Origin of the sequence: Streptomyces sp. NPDC047869 (genome assembly GCF_040704065.1) — a bacterium.
Classification (GTDB): Bacteria; Actinomycetota; Actinomycetes; order Streptomycetales; family Streptomycetaceae; genus Streptomyces.
Genome location: NZ_JBEYRK010000033.1, coordinates 1 through 18716, shown reverse-complemented (window position 1 = coordinate 18716; position 18716 = coordinate 1). Strand labels below are relative to the sequence as shown.

Annotated in this window: 16 protein-coding genes and 8 pseudogenes; 15 read left to right on the top strand and 9 right to left on the bottom strand. The window is 68.7% G+C overall.

Annotated features, from left to right (window positions below; translation table 11 throughout):
- The first annotated feature begins 144 nt into the window (after window positions 1-144).
- The 5 genes and pseudogenes from AB0924_RS31390 (at window position 145) to AB0924_RS31370 (ending at window position 2910) form a co-directional block, all read left to right on the top strand.
- Window positions 145-891, top strand: a complete 747-nt coding sequence (locus tag AB0924_RS31390) for an HAD family hydrolase (protein WP_366913174.1) — start codon at window positions 145-147, stop codon at window positions 889-891.
- A 38-nt stretch (window positions 892-929) separates the two neighbouring features.
- Entirely contained in the window at window positions 930-1106 is a 177-nt protein-coding gene (locus AB0924_RS31385; RefSeq protein ID WP_366913173.1) for a hypothetical protein, read from the top strand.
- Window positions 1107-1303: 197 nt separating this feature from the next.
- The gene (locus tag AB0924_RS31380; RefSeq protein ID WP_366913171.1) at window positions 1304-1765 is read left to right on the top strand and encodes a nucleotidyltransferase domain-containing protein; all 462 of its coding nucleotides are present in this window, start codon (window positions 1304-1306) and stop codon (window positions 1763-1765) included.
- A 61-nt stretch (window positions 1766-1826) separates the two neighbouring features.
- Window positions 1827-2365 (top strand): annotated as a pseudogene (locus tag AB0924_RS31375) (winged helix-turn-helix domain-containing protein).
- The gene (locus tag AB0924_RS31370; RefSeq protein WP_366913249.1) at window positions 2362-2910 is read left to right on the top strand and encodes a transposase; all 549 of its coding nucleotides are present in this window, start codon (window positions 2362-2364) and stop codon (window positions 2908-2910) included. Before AB0924_RS31375 ends, AB0924_RS31370 begins: the two are co-directional and overlap by 4 nt.
- 487 nt (window positions 2911-3397) lie before the next feature.
- Here the strand turns inward: AB0924_RS31370 and AB0924_RS31365 are convergent.
- Window positions 3398-3708 (bottom strand): annotated as a pseudogene (locus AB0924_RS31365) (APC family permease); the annotation flags it as partial.
- Window positions 3709-4047: 339 nt separating this feature from the next.
- Here AB0924_RS31365 and AB0924_RS31360 point away from each other — a divergent pair.
- Window positions 4048-4590 (top strand): DUF5709 domain-containing protein, encoded by a 543-nt coding sequence (locus tag AB0924_RS31360; RefSeq protein WP_366913170.1) that lies wholly within the window; start codon window positions 4048-4050, stop codon window positions 4588-4590.
- A 4-nt stretch (window positions 4591-4594) separates the two neighbouring features.
- On the opposite strand, the pseudogene AB0924_RS31355 reads toward AB0924_RS31360, so the two are convergent.
- Together AB0924_RS31355 and AB0924_RS31350 are read right to left on the bottom strand one after the other, a co-directional pair.
- A pseudogene (locus tag AB0924_RS31355) lies at window positions 4595-5137 on the bottom strand (FAD-dependent oxidoreductase); the annotation flags it as partial.
- A 989-nt stretch (window positions 5138-6126) separates the two neighbouring features.
- Complete coding sequence (locus tag AB0924_RS31350) at window positions 6127-6399, bottom strand: transposase family protein (protein WP_366913169.1); 273 nt, start codon at window positions 6397-6399, stop codon at window positions 6127-6129.
- Here AB0924_RS31350 and AB0924_RS31345 point away from each other — a divergent pair.
- Window positions 6311-6523 (top strand): hypothetical protein, encoded by a 213-nt coding sequence (locus tag AB0924_RS31345; protein WP_366913252.1) that lies wholly within the window; start codon window positions 6311-6313, stop codon window positions 6521-6523. The two genes, AB0924_RS31350 and AB0924_RS31345, sit on opposite strands and share 89 nt — an antisense overlap.
- Here the strand turns inward: AB0924_RS31345 and AB0924_RS31340 are convergent.
- Window positions 6493-6732, bottom strand: a complete 240-nt coding sequence (locus AB0924_RS31340; protein WP_358938458.1) for a hypothetical protein — start codon at window positions 6730-6732, stop codon at window positions 6493-6495. The genes AB0924_RS31345 and AB0924_RS31340 overlap by 31 nt on opposite strands.
- 402 nt (window positions 6733-7134) lie before the next feature.
- Between AB0924_RS31340 and AB0924_RS31335 the strand changes: the two genes are divergently transcribed.
- The 6 genes and pseudogenes from AB0924_RS31335 to AB0924_RS31310 all read left to right on the top strand — a co-directional run bounded on the left by AB0924_RS31335 (window position 7135) and on the right by AB0924_RS31310 (window position 12879).
- A complete protein-coding gene (locus tag AB0924_RS31335; protein ID WP_358938460.1) occupies window positions 7135-7623 on the top strand; it encodes a hypothetical protein in 489 nt (162 codons plus the stop codon).
- Window positions 7624-7698: 75 nt separating this feature from the next.
- Window positions 7699-8467 (top strand): annotated as a pseudogene (locus AB0924_RS31330) (DUF6529 family protein).
- A gap of 558 nt (window positions 8468-9025) precedes the next feature.
- Window positions 9026-10003 (top strand): cytochrome P450, encoded by a 978-nt coding sequence (locus tag AB0924_RS31325; RefSeq protein WP_358938462.1) that lies wholly within the window; start codon window positions 9026-9028, stop codon window positions 10001-10003.
- Window positions 10004-10027: 24 nt separating this feature from the next.
- Entirely contained in the window at window positions 10028-10255 is a 228-nt protein-coding gene (locus tag AB0924_RS31320; protein WP_358938465.1) for a ferredoxin, read from the top strand.
- Window positions 10252-11619 (top strand): annotated as a pseudogene (locus AB0924_RS31315) (FAD/NAD(P)-binding oxidoreductase); the annotation flags it as partial. The gene AB0924_RS31320 and the pseudogene AB0924_RS31315, both read left to right, overlap by 4 nt.
- A gap of 51 nt (window positions 11620-11670) precedes the next feature.
- The gene (locus AB0924_RS31310) at window positions 11671-12879 is read left to right on the top strand and encodes a cytochrome P450 (protein WP_358938536.1); all 1209 of its coding nucleotides are present in this window, start codon (window positions 11671-11673) and stop codon (window positions 12877-12879) included.
- Between the two features lie 109 nt (window positions 12880-12988).
- On the opposite strand, the gene AB0924_RS31305 is transcribed toward AB0924_RS31310, so the two are convergent.
- Window positions 12989-13519, bottom strand: a complete 531-nt coding sequence (locus tag AB0924_RS31305; protein ID WP_358938467.1) for a GNAT family protein — start codon at window positions 13517-13519, stop codon at window positions 12989-12991.
- A 588-nt stretch (window positions 13520-14107) separates the two neighbouring features.
- Here AB0924_RS31305 and AB0924_RS31300 point away from each other — a divergent pair.
- Window positions 14108-15370: a DUF418 domain-containing protein gene (locus AB0924_RS31300; RefSeq protein WP_366913168.1), complete on the top strand. Its 1263-nt coding sequence runs from the start codon at window positions 14108-14110 to the stop codon at window positions 15368-15370.
- Window positions 15371-15469: 99 nt separating this feature from the next.
- On the opposite strand, the pseudogene AB0924_RS31295 reads toward AB0924_RS31300, so the two are convergent.
- A pseudogene (locus AB0924_RS31295) lies at window positions 15470-16066 on the bottom strand (IS3 family transposase); the annotation flags it as partial.
- A gap of 772 nt (window positions 16067-16838) precedes the next feature.
- Complete coding sequence (locus tag AB0924_RS31290) at window positions 16839-17426, bottom strand: GNAT family N-acetyltransferase (protein ID WP_358938471.1); 588 nt, start codon at window positions 17424-17426, stop codon at window positions 16839-16841.
- A gap of 67 nt (window positions 17427-17493) precedes the next feature.
- On the opposite strand from AB0924_RS31290, the gene AB0924_RS31285 reads away from it, so the two are divergent.
- Complete coding sequence (locus tag AB0924_RS31285) at window positions 17494-18087, top strand: TetR family transcriptional regulator (RefSeq protein ID WP_366913167.1); 594 nt, start codon at window positions 17494-17496, stop codon at window positions 18085-18087.
- 39 nt (window positions 18088-18126) lie between these two features.
- On the opposite strand, the pseudogene AB0924_RS31280 reads toward AB0924_RS31285, so the two are convergent.
- A pseudogene (locus tag AB0924_RS31280) lies at window positions 18127-18426 on the bottom strand (transposase); the annotation flags it as partial.
- A gap of 86 nt (window positions 18427-18512) precedes the next feature.
- A pseudogene (locus AB0924_RS31275) lies at window positions 18513-18716 on the bottom strand (ISAzo13 family transposase); the annotation flags it as partial.

The window sequence follows — 18716 nt, the reverse complement described above, 5'->3', positions numbered from 1 at the left end:
TCGATCCCGCCTTCTGGGCGATGCTTGAGCGGTGCCTGGCCCACCGTGCGGCATGGGGCCCACAGCCAACCCGCAGGTGGCGGTCACCAAAGGAACCAAGGCCGGACGAAGTCCGGCCCCAAGCTCGTTGTTGCCGCCTTCGGCATGGGCCGGCAGGCCACCCTGATCTACCTTGCGGACCATGTCGATCCTGGACGGGAAACCTGCCTCGAGATCACCGCCCGTAATCTACTGCCGATCATGCCGTTGTTGATGCTGGACCTCGACAACACCCTGGTCGACCGCGAAGCCGCCTTCCGCGACGCCGTGACCGCATTCCTCGCCGAACACCGCCTGCCCGGCACCGACCTCACGTGGGTGATGACGGTCGACGCCAGCGGCTATACCGCCCGCCACGATGTCGCCGCGGCCATGACCGACCGATACCGGGGCATGGTGCCCGCCACGGCCATCCATGCCCTGCTTGACCATGGCGCCGCCGATCGCGTCGTGCTGACGGCCTCCTCCCGCGAGGCCCTGTACAAGGCCAGGGCCGGCGGCTGGACCTGCGTGATCGTCACCAACGGCCGCACCGCCCAGCAGGAAGCCAAGATCCGCCATACCGTACTCGCCCAACTCGTCCAGGGCTGGGCGATCTCCGAGACGGTCGGACGCAAGAAGCCCGAATCGGAGATCTTCCACGCTGCCGCAGATGCCGTCGGAGTGCCCCTCACCGGCGCACGGGGCATTGGCGATTCCCCGCATGCCGACATCGAGGGCGCGAACACGCTCGGGCTACGAAGCGTGTGGGTGTCGAACGGGCAGCCGTGGGCGCAGGACTCCTACCAACCCACCCATGTCGCCGAGGACGTCGCCACCGCGAGCGACTGCGTCATCAGTGCGTCGAGATAAGGCACGTTCTTCGACCACCTGCGAGGACGGTTGCGCCGTTGGCAGCTCGTGCCGCGGTGATCGCGCAGGTCGCGAGGGCGCAGTTCGCTTTGGGTGACATGGCGTTAGAGATTGAGCCGATGAGGTCGGTGGGCGGGTCGATGCCGAACGGCACGGACGACCTGTTCACCGTGACGGAGTCGTTGCAACTGTTCGCGGACGACATAGGCGTCTGACAACAGTCACGCAATTCCCCACCGCTGTGGTCACGTAATTCCCCAGGCCGTGGGTCGTTGCGTCGCATGATGTGGAGCGAGTCCGCTGGCTTGTGGCTGGGCAATCGTGCCGCTGCAGCCGCTGATTGGCTGCCGTGGGGCTGGCCTGAGAAGCTGTCCGATGTTGGCACTCTTCGGCGAGGGACGGGACATTCGAGGTGCATCGCGACGATCAGTCAGCGAATCTTCCGACCGAGCCGTCACCAGAGCGGTTCGCCGAGATCAACGAGGTCATCGACCGGATCACATGCTGGTCGAGGGGCCGTGATGACATCGTCGGTCTGCTCTTGGTGGGATCTTGCGCCCGCAATGCCGCGCGACCGGACTCCGACATCGACATCGTCCTGCTCACCACGGACGAGTCCCGATATCTGCTTGAGGATGCCTGGGCCATGGAACTGGGGCTGGGCGAAGTGATCCGTACCCAGTCGTGGGGACCGATCACAGAACGACGCTGTCCCACGGCCTCCGGTCTGAAAGTCGAGCTGGGCATCGGCTCCCCGGCCTGGGCGAAGACAGATCCCGTTGATCCGGGGACGCATCGGGTCGTCACCGACGGCGCCCGGGTGCTGCACGACCCGGCAGGCATCCTCGGCGATCTTCTCGCCACCTGTTACTGACCTTGAAGGCGGGTTGTCGTAGGGGCTGACGATCGCCTGATCGTCGCGGTATGCCGGGTGTATGAGGTATCCGCAGGGTGGGGGTCCGACCGCGGAGAGGCAAGCGTTCCGCGAGCGGGTCCGGATGGAAGCAGCGGTGATGTTCGCCGAGGGGCGGGGCAGCACGGACATCGCGAAGGAGTTACGGGTCAGCGTCCGGTCGGTCCAGCGGTGGCGGCAGGCCTGGAAGGCGGCTGGCCGGGACGGGGTTCGGTCTCGCGGCCCAGCGTCCAAGCCGAAGCTGAGCGACGCACTGTTCGCCGTGCTCGAGGAGGAGCTGTCCAAGGGGCCGGTCGCGCATGGCTGGCCGGACCAGAGATGGACACTGGCCAGGATCAAGACGCTGATCGGCCGGCGGTTTCACAAGTCGATGACGTTGTCGGGATCTCGCAGATGCTGCGGCGCCATGGCTGGAGTCATCAGGTTCCGGCCCGTCGTGCGGTCGAGCGCGACGAAGCCGCGGTGGCCGGCTGGGTGAAGGAGGTGTGGCCGCACGTGGAAACACCGCGGCGGCGCTCGGGGCCTGGATCGTCTTCGAGGACGACGCGGGATTCTCGATGACGCCGCCTACCTCACGCACCTGGAGCCAACGCGGCACCACACCGGTCATCCGGGTCCGCGGCCGTTCCCAGCGTCGCTTCTCCATCGCCGCCCTGTGCTGCTACAAACCCGGCGAGCGCTCCCGCCTCGTCTACCGGCCCAGACAACATACAGATCACAAGAGCGGAGGCCGCAAGAGCTTCGCGTGGACCGAATACCGCGACCTCCTCATCGCCGCCCACCAGCAACTCGACGCACCCATCGTCCCCATCTGGGACAACTTGAACGTCCACAAAGACCGCCGAATGCGGGCCTTCATCGACGCGCAGGACTGGCTCACCGCCTACCACCTGCCGTCTTACGCACCCGACCTCAACCCCGTGGAAGGGATCGGGTCGGTCCTGCGCCGAACCACCCAGGCCAACACGGCCTTCACCGACCCGAGCCACCTCATACGCCGGCTCCGACACGGCCTCCGCCAGATCCAATACCGCAGCGACATCATCGACGGATGCCTCACCGGAACAGGGCTCACACCGACGACACCACGACTACAACGTCAGTAGTGCAGCAACATCCGGGGTTTCGGGTGCTCGGGGGGAGGCTGGAGTCAGCGGGGCCGGGGGACGGCGGGACCGCGGACGGGGGCTGTCGGCGACGCCGGGCAGGCGGGGCAGGGCGGTGAGTGGTTGGACCCGGGCCCCGATGCGATCGCGACGGCCAGGGGCTGCGGGGTGAGGTGGTGCGGGGGCGGGCATGCGAGCGGCGCCGCCTGCGGGCGCAGGACGGGGCCGGGATGCCGGGTGTGTGGCGCGGGGCTCAGCGGCGGCGGGCGGCGCGGGGAAGCCAGCGGCCCGGCGGGGTGCGGGGCCGCTGGCTGCTCGGGGGGCGCTCGTCGGTGACGGCGGACGCGGGCGGTGGTGGGTCAGCGCTCGCGGATCGTCGCGGTCTCGGCAGCGGTGAGGATGTGCGCGGGCAGCGTCGCCCGGCCTTCGGTCATCGCCCGGTACATACGGTGGATGCCGTCGATCAGCAGGATGGCCGGACGGCCGTGGTCGCCGAGATCACCAGCGTCCAGCCGCTGATGAAGCCGAGGAAGGGGTGCAGCGTCCGTCCCACCACGATTAGCTGGCGCCCGCGTTGACGTCGATGCGGCTGAGGTAGCTGAAGGCCAGCGCGATGCCCAGCATCGGTATCGCGCAGTGCAGCAGGGCCGCTGGGCTGGCCAGTCCCACCGCGCCGACCAGGACCGCGGTGGTCGCCGTCAGCGAGTAGGCCGGTGCGCTGCCAGCCACGGCCATCACCACGGTGTCGAACGTTCCGAGAACGCCTGCTTGCAGCCCTCTGCCGCTGCTGTTGCTCATGGATGCGCTGCTTTCCGTCGACACCGCAGGGCGGAGCGTTCCTGCCGGCGATGGGGGGGTGGGAGCCGGCACGGATCCGCCAGAGGGGATGGCCTCGGGCGGCGGGCCGGAAAACGCGGTTGGTGCACGGTGCAGCCGCTGCGTCGACGGGCGGTCACAGCGTGTGTGGGTGTGATGATAGCCCCGCTGATTGACTGTTCAAGATTGACCGGAGGGTAATTCTCCGCTCGCTGTCCGGAGTTCAACCAGTGCTGCGGCCGAGCAGTTTGATTGGGACGGCAATACCGGGAAACGCGGATGCCGACGCTCCTGAGCGCCACTGATGGACGGAGGCCACCCGTGAACACCGATCCGATGGCCGACGACGTCTATCAGCCGACCGAGAACGACGTACGCGAAGAGGACGCCGCACGGCTGGACGACCTGGAGGACGCGGTCGAGGAACCGAGCTATGACGAACTCCTCGACGAGGGGTACTCCCCGCCCGAGAAGCCGCTCGGCGTCACCAAGTACGGCACGACCGCGGCCGAGCAGCGGGCGGGCGAGAGCCTCGACCAGCGGTTGGTCCAGGAGGAGCCGGATGTACGGGAGCCGGAGGGTGACGGGGTGGGCGACCTGCCCGGCGGTGACGGCGAGCTCATCGACCCGGAGGCGGGTGAGGCGCGCGCCGGCCGCCTGATGGCCCCGGACGAGGGCGCACATCCCGACACGGAGAAGGACGAGGTCGCCTACGACGTGGGAATCGACGGTGGAGCGGCCAGTGCCGAGGAGGCCGCGGCCCACGTCACCGACGACGACTTCTCGCTGCCCGACGACGACCCCATCCCTCCGGACGATCCCCTGCTGTACCCGCACCCCCGGCATCGGCACCGGCAGGGCTGAGGAGTCAGTCCCGCAGACGGTCGATCTGCCGCAGCTTGTTCGTCGCCTCCAGGGCGGCGACCTTGTACGACTCCGCGAGAGTCGGGTAGTTGAACACGGCGTCGACGAGGTAGTCGACGGTGCCGCCGCAGCCCATCACCGTCTGTCCGATGTGGATGAGCTCGGTGGCCCCCGTGCCGAAGCAGTGCACGCCGAGCAGCGTACGGTCCTCCGGCGACACCAACAGATTGAGCATGCCGTGCGAGTCGCCGATGATCTGCCCGCGGGCCAGTTCCCGGTAGCGGGAGACGCCCACCTCGAACGGCACGCGGTCCTCGGTGAGCTGGTCCTCCGTGGACCCCACGAAGCTGATCTCCGGAATCGTGTAGATCCCGATCGGCTGCAACCGGTGCATCGGTCCCAGGGGTTCGCCGCACGCGTGGTATGCCGCCGCCCGCCCCTGCTCCATGGAGGTCGCCGCCAGCGCCGGGTAGCCGATGACGTCGCCGACCGCGTAGATGTGCGACACCTGGGTGCGGTAGTGCTCGTCGACCGTGATCCGCCCGCGTCCATCGGGGGGGCGGGGCTGTTTGTCCAAAAGCTTCTGGGCCCTGTCGGTGTCGAACACCCAGGTCCCGTAGTGGAACGTCTGAGGGTGGGAAGCGGGGGGCATGGGCGGGTTCCTTTGCTCGGCTGGAAGGCTTGGGGTTGGGCCGGGCCGCGCGCCGCGGCGAGGGTGACGGTGCACGGCGTAGTGCGGCCGTGACCGGTCGCTCACGGGACACGAGAGGAAGTCGTGGGGCGCGTTCCCGGCTGTCCTGACCGTCACGGATGGCGGGGTAAGCGGCACAACCCCCACTCCCCCGGCTCAGGCAGCGGCACGGCATGGCATGGCCTCCGCAGGACGGTGACCACCCGTCGCGGTGGATGCGGCCAGGTCACAGGGACGGCGGTGAGGGCGGGGCGCCGGAGCGCCTGACGGGCCGCCGCGTGCTTGCGGGGTGCCAGCCGCGCAGGGCTGTACGGCAGGAGCGGTCGGGGTGCGGCTCGAAAATGGCGTCAGCGATGAATGCGGCTCCGGGCAGCGCCTGTAGGGGCAGGGCGAGGTACAGCCACGGGGGATGGAGCAGCAAGGAACTGCAGCATGGAATTTCCGTCTCTTTGTGGAGAGGCGCCGGATCGTTGGTGTCCGGGTGCGTCGCGCCGTGGGTGACGACCCGGAAAGCCCCGCAAGTCCTGCTGAGGCGCTGCGGCGCACGGTTTGAGGTGACCGAGGTGCTGCGGTCCTGGGACGCCGCACGTGACCGGTGAGGCCTCGGAAACGCGCCCGTGGTGGGCGGAGCCAGTCTGCCGTGAGCAGCGAACCGGGCAGAAGGCCAGCCACCGGTGACCGCGCAGGCAGCAGAGAGGATCGACCTCTCGGCGAGCCGGTCCCACCACGCCGTCGGGCTCGCCCCGGCCCCGGCCACCGCGGGACGGGCCGTGCCGACGCGGAATCCGTCGGTGCCAAGGGCAGAGCGGTGATGTGCATGCGGTACGGCCCCGCCCCGTGGGCCGTCAGGCCAGGGGGCCGTACGTTGCGGAGTCCTTTAGCGGCCGTTCATACCTGGATAGGCGCCGGTCGCGACCCGATCGATCGTGTCCGCGCCCTGGGCAAGCTGCTCCAAGGCCGCCCCGCGCTACCTGGTGGTGCGTCAGTACAAGCAGGGCCCGCACCAGCGCGGTCGCGTGACGGGGATGGATGCGCACCTTGGTCAGGATCCGGAAGGTCTTCAGGCTCGCGAAGCCGCGCTCGACGGTGGTCCGCAGGCTGCTGATCAGCCGGTTCACGACCTTCTTCGGCGAGGCGAGCCGCTTGCCGCCGCTCGCCTTGAACTCGGTGACGACCGCTGACTGCGTTGCCGTCGTCCAGACCGACGAATCTCAGGTCGGCCACCGCACCCAACTCAAGTGACCGCAGCCGCGCGCACAGCTTGCCGTAGCGGGCGGCCGTGATTCGCTGCAGGCGCCGCGGCGGGCCGAGGAGATCCACAGCAGCCGCCCCTTCGCATCGGTCAGGGCGAGAAACAGCAGGCCATGCGGTTGCTTCCCCGAATAGTTCTTCGGGTGCGCCTGCCCGGTCCGCCGCCGGGTGCGGAACAGCGTGCCCTCAAGAAGCACCACGCATCCGCTGTTTCCTGGCCACCTTCGCCAACTGCTGTCGAAGAATCTGGGGCGTGCACCGGGCACATCCTCGCCCGATCAGGTGATGGCCCGAGCGGGGCGAGTGTCGGCGTTGGCGTGATCGGGGACTTGGGCCAGTCTCGTCCCGGAAGGGAGGCCCCGAAACATGGTCGTGCACGTTGTTGAATTCCCGCGTGGCGCCCGCGCCGGACTGCGGTTCCTGCCACTTGCCGTGCTGACCGCTGCCACTGCGCGCTCCAGCAGTTCGGCCCGATCCTGACCGGGGTCTCCCATCGACAAGCACAAGGAACTCGCCATGGACACCCACCTCCATGTCGGCGGGAACGACCCGGCGTCCCCGGCGCCCGGCAAGGCCGCAGCAACCGCGGTCGGGCGGTAGCGATGGCTGACGGACCCGGCGACCGCCCGCGCCGCCACACGGTCATCCGGGTGCTGCTCCAAGTGGTGACTGCGGCCGCACTGGCCGTGGACGCCTACGTGCACGCCGACCTCGCCGCCGCCTACGATCTGGTCGGGCGGCAGATCAGCCAGGGAACGCTGTTTCGCCTCGAAGCTGCCGTGGCGTCGCTGGCCGCGCTGTTGGTCCTGCTGCTCGGTCGCCGGCGGCCGGTGTGGGTGTTCACGTTCCTGGTGTCCGTCTCCGCGCTGGGCGCCGTGCTGCTCTATGGGTACGTGAACGTGGGCGCTCTCGGTCCGCTGCCGAACATGTACGAGTCGTACTGGGGGCCGAAGAGGACCGGCAGCGCGATCGCCGAGGCCGTCGGCGCTGTGACCTCGCTCGTGGGCTTTCTGATCACCGGCCCGCCGCGCCCTGCGTCCACTCGGGCCGGCGCCCCTCGGGGCGGCAAGGCCGACGGCGGGGGCGGCTGATCACATATACGCCTCGCCTCGCGCACCGAACCCCGGCAGCTCCTGGGGCTGCTGTGGCTGCTGCTGCCTCTGGCGGTGACCGCCGTCCTCATCTGGTACGGGTGCACACCCCGCGACTGCCAGCGCAGCCTCGTTGATGTGCACGGCCACGGCGTCTTCCTGCTCAAGGCCCAGCTGAGCAGCGCCGTGCTGGGCCTGGCGCTGATCCAGCTGCTCCTCGCGCTGTGGATGTACGGCCAGCTGCCCGGCCTGCGCACCGCACCCGGTGCCCACCGTGCACCGCCTGATCGGTCTGGTCGCCTTCCTGCTCTTCGTCCCGGTCGCCCAGGAATGCATCATCGCCTACGGCGTCAGCCTGACCGGATCCAGTGGCGCTGCACTCGCTCGCCGGCTGTTTTTCTCTACGGGGGCTTTGTCGCCAAGGTCGTCGTGGTGCGCCACCGCCGCTGGCCGGGCTGGGCCCGTTCCCGCTCGCCGGGGGCGCGCTCGTCACGATGTTCGCCCTGGCCTGGTGCTGGGCGGCGTTCTGGTACCTGGACGGGTACTGGGCGCCGGGTCTGTAGGCGGACGACGCCGGTTCGGTGCCGTCGTCGGCCACTATCGGCAATGGTCACCAACCGCCGCCTTGCGCGAAAGCCGTTCCGTTCATTCGGAGTGCTGGTTCCCCCGGTTCTTGAGGTGTCCGGCGCCGGCATATTTTGCGGCCGAGGCGGCACCGGCCGCCGGCACCGGGGTGAGGTTTGCCGACTGCGGGCCCGGCACGCAAGCACGCGCCTTATATCCACGCCGAGGTGTAAAAATGGCATATATAACACTGAAGGCAGGCGAGAGGAGTGAATCATGATCGCCAAGCTGCTCGCCAAGTTGTCGTTCACTCGCAACTACGGTGCGTACGGGGCCCACGACTGGGGTACGTCCGCCGACAAGGCGTGACCGCGCTGCCGGGAGCCCCGGGCGGGCGCCCGTCGGCTCCCGGCCGTGCTGCCGACGATATCGGCCCGGACAGGGTACGAGCGTCAGGGGCGATCTCATGGGCCGAGTGAATGAGCCGCCGCGGTTGCCCGAGGCCAACTTTGCGGCCTGGAGCCGTGACCGGCTGGCACTGGCGCGCCGTGGCGCTGACGAGTGCGGGGACGTCTGGAAGCTGGAGCCGGGTGTCTACGTAGCCGCCACGGCCGGGCCGTGTGAAGAAGTCCTACACCGTGCGCAGGACTTCCCCAAGCCGCCCTCGCCCCTCTTCCCGCCGTTGAAGCGGGCCGGCGGCGCCCCGACGTCCGAGGAGCGTGCGCACGCGCGCGCCGCACGTATGCGCGGGCTGCGTCCGCAGGCGGTTGCGGCCCGGATCGGTGAGATCGCGTCCGGGACCGTTCGGTTTGCCGACCAGTGGCCCACGGGCCGGGACGTGGACATTCTGCCCCTGGTCCGGTCGGTCCTGGCGGAGGTCGGCGTGCGTTACCTCTTCTCCGAAGACGCTCCCGCCCTGCTGCCCTTCGCGCGGCAGCTCTTCGTGGCCCGGGAGGTGCTCGTTCGCCCCACGCGCTGGGTATGGCCGGGCTGGGTCCCCACACCGGCTCGGCGGTTCCGCACCCGGCAACAGGTCGCCTTCACCAACGCCTTGCAGCCCATCGTCCGCAGGCGCCGTTCATCGGGCCAACTCGGTGACGACGTGCTCGGACAGATGCTCCGCCCCTCCTGCCGTTACGGCCTACTGTCGGAAGGGGTCATCCTCGACACTCTGCCCGGAATCACCGTCGCCACCTTCGAGACGCCTTCCCGGGCAGTCGGATGGATCCTGCTTCACCTGGCCCGCCACCCCCGGGCCGCGGACCGCATCGCGGACGAAGCTGCCCTCCTGCCCGCAGACGCGGCCGCGACGACCAGCACCCACCTCGAGCGCCTGCAATACACTCGCGCAGTGGTACGCGAAGTGCTCCGGCTGCACCCCCCGAGCTGGCTGCTGACCCGGCGCGCCCCGCGGCGGACCCAGCTCGCCGACTACACCATCGACGCCGGTTCGACCGTTCTCGTGTGCCCCTACACCGCCCACCGTGACGCACGGGAACACCCCGAGCCGGACCGGTTCCGCCCCGAACGCTGGCTCGACGATCCGTGCCCTCCGGCGAAACCCGGGGTCTTCCTCGCCTTCGGCACCGGGCCCCACAGCTGCGAGGGAGCTGCCCTGGCCATGGCCATGCTCACGGTCCTGACCGCGCACACCGCCCACCGCTACCACCTGAGCGAGCCACCCGGTCCGGAACCCGGCTACCGGGTCACCACCTTCGAAGGTCTCGCCACCCCCGGCCTGCACCTGCGTGCCACCGTGCGCGGCCGGGGTAGGCCTGCCTTCGGTGACAGACCGCCTCAATGTGGGGGCCTGTAGCTCCCACTCCCTGTGGAGGTCGGGGTGAAAGTTGTGGTTGATCTTTCCCGATGTGAGGGGTATGCGCAGTGCGCGTTCCTGGCTCCGGAGGCGTTCCGGGTGCACGGTGAGGAAGCGCTCATGTACGACCCGAATCCCGACGACGCCCAGCGCGACCTGGTGCTCCGCGCCGCGGCGGCCTGCCCGGTCCAGGCGGTCCTGGTCGACCAGATGGAGGCGCGGCGCGCACCAGCGAAGGCGTCGCCGTCATGACCGGTGTCGACCACCTGCGCGCGTTCAAGTGCGATGGCCGCATCGTGGTTGTCGGGGCTTCGCTGGCGGGGCTGCGGGCCGCGGAGGCTCTGCGAGACGAGGGTTTCACCGGATCGTTGACCATGATCGGGGACGAGTTGGGTGAGCCCTACGACCGGCCTCCCCTGTCCAAGCAAGTACTGACCGGGTGGGTACCGGCCGGGGGCACCACTTTGCCCCGCCGCCGTGGCATCGACGCGGAGTGGCTGCTGGGGGTGCCCGCCGGCCGGCTGGACCTCGCGACGAACCACGTGCGTCTCGCCGACGGACGCGAGGTTCTCTTCGACCGGGTGCTGATCTCTACCGGGGTACGGGCCCGGCCGTGGTTCGTCGAGTCCGAGGCGGCCCTGGACGGAGTGTTCGTCGTACGTACGCGAGAGCATGCCGAGAGCCTGCAGCGGGCCCTCACCGCCGGGCCCTCCCGGGTGTTGGTCATCGGTGCGGGATTCACCGGCTCCGAGATCGCCTCCGTCTGCCGCGAGCGGGACATCCCGGTGACCGTCGCCGAACTCGCGCCGGCTCCGCTGGTCGGGGCGCTCGGCGCCATGATCGGCGAGGTTGCGGCCGACATGCAGCGCGCCCATGGTGTCGACCTGCGGTGCGGTGTCAAGATCGCCCGGCTGGAGGGCGACGCGCAGGGACGGTTTTGCCGTGCTCACTTCGACGACGGCAGTACGGTCGACGCCGATGTGGCGGTGGTGGCACTCGGGAGCATCCGCAACACCGAGTGGCTACGGGAGTCGGGACTGGCGGCGGGCGTGTGGGGAATCACCTGCGACCCGGACTTCCGCGCCCTCGACATCAACGGCCGCGTCACCGGCGACGTCTTCGCCGCGGGAGACGTGGCACGTTGCCCGAACCCCATCTACGGAAACCGGCTCATCTCACTGGAGCACTGGGCCAACGCCGTGGAGCAGGCAGAGGTCGCGGCACACAACATGGTCAGTGCCCAGGCGGACCGCTGGTCCCACGTGTCCATCCCAGTGTTCTGGTCGATCCAGTTCGGCGTCAACATCAAGTCCGTTGGCGTGCCGACCTTCGCCGACGAGATGCTTGTCACCCAGGGATCGCTGGACGACCACCGTTTCGTCACCGCATACGGCTATCGGGGCCGCGTTACGGCTGCCGTGAGCTTCAACAATGGTAAGTGGCTGGACCACTACCGACGGTTGATCGAGACGGCCGCGCCTTTCCCGCCCCCCTGCCCCACGCCAGACCAGCCGGCCGACATGAAAGCGGTGCCCGCCGACTTCCCCGGCCCCGCCCTGCTCGCGCAGGGAGCCACGGCGGTCGTGACAGGCCACCACCCGGGTGAGTGCCGCGTCACGGCCGCGCACCAGTATCGGCAGGAGGAAGGCCACACGACCACGACCCACATGCCCGACACGCTGCAACGGATCTTCGACTACTCCGCCCGGGCCGACCCCTACCCGCTGTATGCCGAGTTGCGTAAGACGCCGGTGGCTCGGCAGGAGGACGGCAGCTACGTCATCAGCGCCTATCGCGAGATCACGAACATACTGAACGACCCGCATCTGAGTTCTGACCTGCGCAACCTGACGCGTCCGCCGATGCCCTCAGCCGAGGAAGGGGTCACGTCGTCGTTCATCCACATGGACTCGCCCCAGCACGATCGCCTGCGGCGTATAGCGATGCGTCACTTCGGTCCCCCGCACACCCCTGGGCTGGTGACCGGGCTTGAAGGCTTCCTGACCGCCACCGTCGGCAGCCTGATCGACCATTTGGCGGGCAAGGAGCACGTCGACGTCGTCGACGATTTCGCCTCCTCGTTCCCCGTAACCGTGACCTGTCACTTGCTCGGCGTGCCACGCGAGGACGAGCCACGGTTCCACCTCTGGGTGAACGACATCATGAACTCGATCGACTACAACCCCGAGACCGACGCGAAGGAGAAACTGGACAAGGGCGTACAGGCCCGCAAGGACTTGCGCCAGTGCCTCGGCGAGCTGGTGGAACAGAGCCACGGCCGGCCGGGAGACGGCCTGCTGTCACGGCTGGCCAACGACGACGGGCCCGACGATCGGATGGCCGACGCCGAAATCGTCGCCACCGCCAGACTGCTCCTCATTGCCGGCCATGAGACCGTCGTCAACCTCATCACCAACGGCACGCTGACGCTGCTGCGCCACCCGCAGGTGCTGCAGCGACTGCGCGACGAACCGGACCTCGTAGTGCCGCTGGTCGAGGAACTGCTGCGCTACGAGCCCCCCGTGCACATCATTCCCTGGCGGGCGGCGTACAGCGACATCACCGTCGCCGACACCGTCATCCCCCAGGGCTCGCAGATCATGCTCATGCTGGCCTCAGGCAGCCGCGATCCGAAGCGCTTCCACGATCCGGACCGCTTCGACCCGGATCGGCGTGACAACCAGCACCTGGGGTTCGGCAGCGGCATCCACCTGTGTTTCGGCGGCCCGCTGGCCCGGCTGGAAACCCAGATCGCGCTGACCGAGCTGGTACGCCGGCTCGACCGCCCCAGGCTGGTCGCCGACCCACCGCCGTACCGGCCCAGCCCCGTTCTTCGGGGTCCGATCCATCTGGACATCGAGCAGGGTGACGGCTGACGTGGCAGCCGAGGGCAGTTGCAAGGTCGCGCCGCGGACGGCCCGGCTGGCTCAATAGCGAACGTCGATCAAATTCGAATACCGTTCCACACACGCCCGGACGATCTGCTCACGGCCCGCTCATCGTGTGTCGCCGGTCGAACTCATCGGCGAGCACGCCCATCATGACGAGGTCGTGATGCCCGCCGGCGAAGAAAACGTGTTCCCGCAAGCGCCCCTCCTCGGTGAAGCCGAGCCGACGAAAAAGTGCCAACGACGCCTCGTTGTGGGCCAAAACCGCCGCCAGGCACTTGTGATAGCGCCGCTCGGCGAACATGAAGCGCAGCAACAGCACCACGGCTTCCGCCGCGTAGCCCTTGCGCCGGTGGCCGGCGCCGATCATGACATCACACTCGAACCAGCCCGACCAACGACCGGTGCGATGTGAGCCGACCGCGCCGACCAACTCCCCCGTGGCCGTCGTCTCGACCGCCAACCGGAAACGGTCGTCATCGCACTCGGCAACGGCCTGTTCCTGCGCCCAGGCACGATAGCTCTCGGCAGACCGCGGCAGCTCCAACCGGCCCACTCGCCGCCCGTCATCGTCCGCGAAGCGCGCGAACGCCGTCCAGTCATCGGGCTCAATAGCGCGCAGGCACACGCGCCTACCAGTCCAAGACGATGCCATGCCCTATTCGATCACGCTGCACTGCGCGCGAGGCCAACAGGCACGCCGAGGCGGCGCTGCCGAGCCTGTGCCAGATGCGTGCCAATTGGGGCGGTCAACACCGGACAAGAGTGGTCGTCACGGACAGCGCCCGAGGCTGGCAAACCAGGCGGCCTTGACCATAGTTGCTAGTCATAGGGGCCACCATGCGGAGACGTGGGATTACGAACCCGCAGCGCGGAGTCACCGCACATCGCGGACAACGCGCGCCGACCACCCCGAGGACTGGGCCGACGACCTCGCCACGCTGCCGGTAGACACCTGCGACGAGTTCAAGAAACCCGTACGGATCAAGGCTTCGTCATCGCCCATCAGTACCCGGATCACCTGCGCTCCGCTCGTCCCATGTCCCCGTTCGATGCGTCCCCCCGCGCGGGTCGTCGCTGGGCGGCCGGGACGCAATTACCGCCGATCGGCACTGCGGCCCCCGCCAACAGGCAGGGGTGGCCCCGGCCGGTCGGTGGGATGTTTTCGGCAAGTCAGCGGAGTGGGCGGGGCGGCCCGACGGTAAACCCATAAGACATGACCCAGACAGCACCGGCGGTCGCGCCGACAGAGGTGTCACCGTCACTTGAGGAGGACCATTCCTCCGCCCCCACCGACAGGACCTCGGCCGCGCGCCTGATCGGTATCGACGTGGCCCGCGGCCTCGCGGTCTTCGGCATGTACGCCTCCCACATCGGGCCCGATGTGACGGTCGGCGGCCCGGTGGGGTTCCTGATGGAGACGGCCCGTGGCCGCTGCTCGGCCCTCTTCGCGATGCTCGCCGGCTTCTCGCTGATCATCATCACCGGCCGCCCGTATCCCCTTACCGGGCGCGCGGGCCGTCAGGCGGTGGCCAAGGTCGTGATCCGCGCCGTCATCCTGCTGGTGCTCGGCTACGGGTTGACCGCCCTGGACACCGACGTCGCCGTGATCCTCAGCTTCTACGGAGTGCTCTTCCTGGCAGTGCTACCGCTGTACCGGTTGGGCGCGGGAACGCTCGCCCTCATCGCTGCCGCGAGCGCGCTGGTCCTGCCCCAGGTCCTGTACACGGTCAGAACGTCCATCGAGGACGGGAACTGGGCGGACGCCGTCACCGCCCACGACCCCTTGGCCCAAATCAGCGGCACGGACGGCATCATCGAACTTCTGTTCACAGGCGAGTACCCGGTGCTCACCTGGTTGCCGTTCCTGGTCGCGGGCATGGCAGTGGCCCGGCTCGACCTCACTCGGCCAGGCAACAGGACCCGGCTCGCGCTCTCCGGCGGGGCGCTCGCCCTGCTGGGCTACGGCGGCTCCTGGCTCGCCCTGCACGTGGTCCCCCACGCCCTGTCCACCGTCGCCTCCGCCACGGGCGCCGGCTCGGCATCGTCCGCCTGGTGGTCCGACACCGTCGGCGATCCCGAGGGTCACACCCCGCTCGCCTGGCTGCTGGTGGCCGCACCGCACAGCCAGACGACCTTCTCCGTCATCGGCAACACAGGAGTCGCCCTCGCTGTGGTCGCCGCATGCCTGACCGTCGCGGAACGGATGCCGCGCCTCACATGCCTGACCCGGCCCATCGCCGCGGTCGGCATGACAGCGCTGACCGTGTACGTCCTGCACATCGTCGCGCTGTGGTTCTTCAGAGCTGTCTGGCACGTGCCCGCGATCGAGGACGAGACCCTGTCCGCCCTGCCGGTACTGCTCGGCTTCATCGCGGCCGCCACGCTCCTGGCGACCGTATGGACCCGACTGTTTCGGCGCGGGCCCCTGGAGCACCTGCTCCACGTCGCGACCCAGGCGGCACGGAACATCACATAGCGGGGCTGCGGTGCCACGTGCGCACGCGTAGGCGCAAGCGGGCCTGGCTCGGTCTCGAGCCAGGCCCGCTACATGTGCCAGGGAACGTCTGGCAAGGTCGCGCATCAGCCGGGCAACTGTGCAGCGGGCCACGGGTATGCCCTCGCGGTGCAGCTGCCGCCAGACCTTCCGCACTCCGTAGACGCTGAAGTTGTCCGTGTGCACGCGGCTGATCTGGGTCTTCAGTTCAGCGTCGCGGACCGACCGTGGGCTGGGGGTGCGGTTCTTGACGGCGTAGTAGGTGCTCGTGGCGATCTTCAGTCCGTGGCTGGTCAGGACTTTGCAGATCGGCTCGACTCCGAACACCTGCCGGTGGGCGTCGATGAACGCTACGAGCGCTTCGACGGCCGGTCGAGCTCGGCCGCGAAGAAAGCCGAGGCCGCCTTGAGGATCTCATTCGCCCGGCGCAACTCGGCGTTCTCGGCTCGCAGCCGTTTGATCTCCGCGGCTTCCTCCGAGGTCACTCCGGGACGCTGGCCGGCATCGACCTCGGCCTTGCGGACCCATGTCCACACCGTCTCGGCGGAGCCGATGCCCAGCTTCGCGGCGACGGCCTTCATCGCGGGCCCATTCAGTTGGGTAGTTGGGGCATACCTCCGCGACCATGCGCACCGCACGCTCACGAAGCTCGGCAGGGTAAGGGGACGGACGGGCCATGGCTCGATCCTCTCAGGGAATCGAGCCTCCCCCAGACCCGGAGCGCTTCAGACTGCCGGGGAAGCGAGACTGTGCGGCCGATCTGGCGGATACTGAGCACCTGACTTGGCGAGGCTGATCTCGCCCGTTGGCGCCGCCGATGGCCCGCTGAGCCATGATTGGCTTGCCTGTCTAGGGTTCTCCGGCGGTAGCGGCCCCCGAGTCGATGGCACCGGTGAGCCGGCGTGCGTAATCGCCAAGCACTCTCCGCAGGTCAGCGTTGTGCGGGAGTGGGTCAGGGCGCTTCCTGCCCGTAGAGGCCATCACTTCAAGCCCGGGGCGGTACCGCTGTTTCGCCTGCCACGTGAACCCCCGCATCGGGCGGGACGACAGCACCGGTACGTGAGCCATATCCCGGATCGGCCAGCAGACCTTGCCGTCGCCCACCTGCCATGCCCACGGAGGCCCCGGGGAACGCCTCCCGGCCAACGGTGTCGGGTCCCTGTGTCGGGTCCGGTGCGCGGCTCATCGCTGCTCTCAGCCTCAACTCGTCAACAGGTGGTGGTGCGGATGCCCGGACCAATCCCGCATCGCGAGCAGGACCTGGCCAGGCCAGGCCCAGGGAACGTAAGGGAAGCAGCATCCAGCCTGTGACCAAAGGCACCGCGCGGTCGCCAAGGTATCCAACCCCCGAACGGAGTTGACATCCGATCGCGAAGCGCCTGTGGGACTCCGTGAAGGAGTCCGGGGTGCGCGTGCGGGACCCGGCCACGGGCGCAGCCCTCACCAAGCGTCAGGCCGATGACACCGCCGTCGGGGCGATCTTACCGATGCGGGCGAGATCGTCGCCGGTGCGGGTCGGGTCGGCCGCGGCGGCGTTCAGGTCGAGAATCCAGTTCTGGCCGACGAGGTCGTGGCCGTAGCTGTGGTGGCGTTCCTCGTCGGCGAGTTCGAAGCCGAAGCGCTGATAGATCCGGCGTGCTGCCGTCAGTACGTCGTTGGTCCACAGCGTCACCTGCTGGTAGCCCACCTCGCGGGCGAAGGCGAGGCACTCCTCGACCAGGCGCGTCCCGAGGCGAAGGCCTCTGCCCTCCTCGGTGACCAGCAGCACCCGCAGCTTGGCCACCTTCGGCTCCTCGCCCGCGATGAGGAAGATGCAACCTACGCGCCGACCGTCGACCTCGGCGATCCAGCCCGCCTCACGGGCCGGATCGTGTTCGGACCCGTAGTCGGCCACGATCTTGGCGACCAGGACCTCGAATTCGGTGTTCCAGCCGAACTGCCGGTCGTATGCCTCGCCGTGGGCCATCACCACCCATCCCAGGTCGCCGGGACGGTCGGCACGGCGTATGACGGCCTTCTTCTGATCTTGCTGCGACATGAGCTGCTCTCCTGGCCCCCGTGACCGTCCACATCACTGAAACGCTTGTTTCAGTTAGGCTAGCTGCATGCCCCAGGAAGCGCCAACCCCCTCCGCCCGGCGGACTGAGCTGCTGGAAGCGGCGTACCAGTACGCACTCGCCCACGGTCTGGCGGACCTGTCACTGCGCCCGCTGGCCGAGGCCATCGGCTCCAGCCCACGGGTCCTGCTCTTTCTTTTCAAAAGCAAGGACGGCCTGCTGAGGGCACTGCTGGCGCGCGCCCGCGCCGACGAGCTGGCGCTCCTGGACCAGGCCGGCCCTCCCAATGGCCCCACCGGGCTTGCGCCGGCCGTCGAACAGATCTGGACGTGGCTCGCGGCGAAGGAGCACCGGCCACTGCTGCGTCTGTGGGCCGAGGCGTATACGCGCTCCCTCACCCAGCCCGACGGGGCCTGGGCCGGATTCGCCCGTGCGACGGTGGAGGATTGGCTCGGCGTCCTGGCCGGCTTCCAGCCACCATCCGAACGGGACAGCGATGACAGTGCCACCCGCCGCACCCTGGCCCTGGCCGTACTGCGGGGCGCCTTGCTCGACCTTCTCGCCACGAACGACGACAAGCGGCTCACCGAGGCCGTCATGTATCAATTCGCCCTGCTACGCGAGGGCAACGAACGCGGCTGACGGTGCAAGAGCAAAGAAGACGGCCGCCGTGGGCGGTGTCATGTCCAGCGCGTCTGCAGCGCGCAGATCAGTCAGGAGGTCATGATGCAGGGCCGGCCAGACTCCGGCCTCGGTCCAGTCCCGCAGTCGGCGCCAGCTGGTGATGCCGGAACAGCCCACCACCTCGACAGGAACGTCACGCCAGGCCACGCCCTTGCGTAGCACGTAGACGATGCCTGCCAATGCCACCCGATCAGGCACGGGAAGGTGGCCGGGGTACCAGTGCCGACGTTCCTGTCGCGGTGGCAGCAACGGAGCTATGCGGTCCCACAGTTCATCCGGGACAAGATCGGCAGACACCCGCCAGACCCTGCCTGCGAAGATCGCCAACAACCAGCCGCCACGCCGATCTCATTTTGAAACGATCAGTAAGGGCTCGCAGAGAATCAACATGCTGATTTGATCTCCGTGGGGCTGCTGGCGAGGAACGCGGTGACGTCAGCGGGTGTCCGGAACCTGAGTGTCGAGGGCGGGATCATGTAGCCGTGCTCGGCGAGGAGGGGCTGCACTTGGCGAACGGCCCTGGTGAGGGTGCTGCCATTGACCCCGAAGAGCTGGGCGAGCAGGTCTCGGGTGCCGAGTTTGCGCAG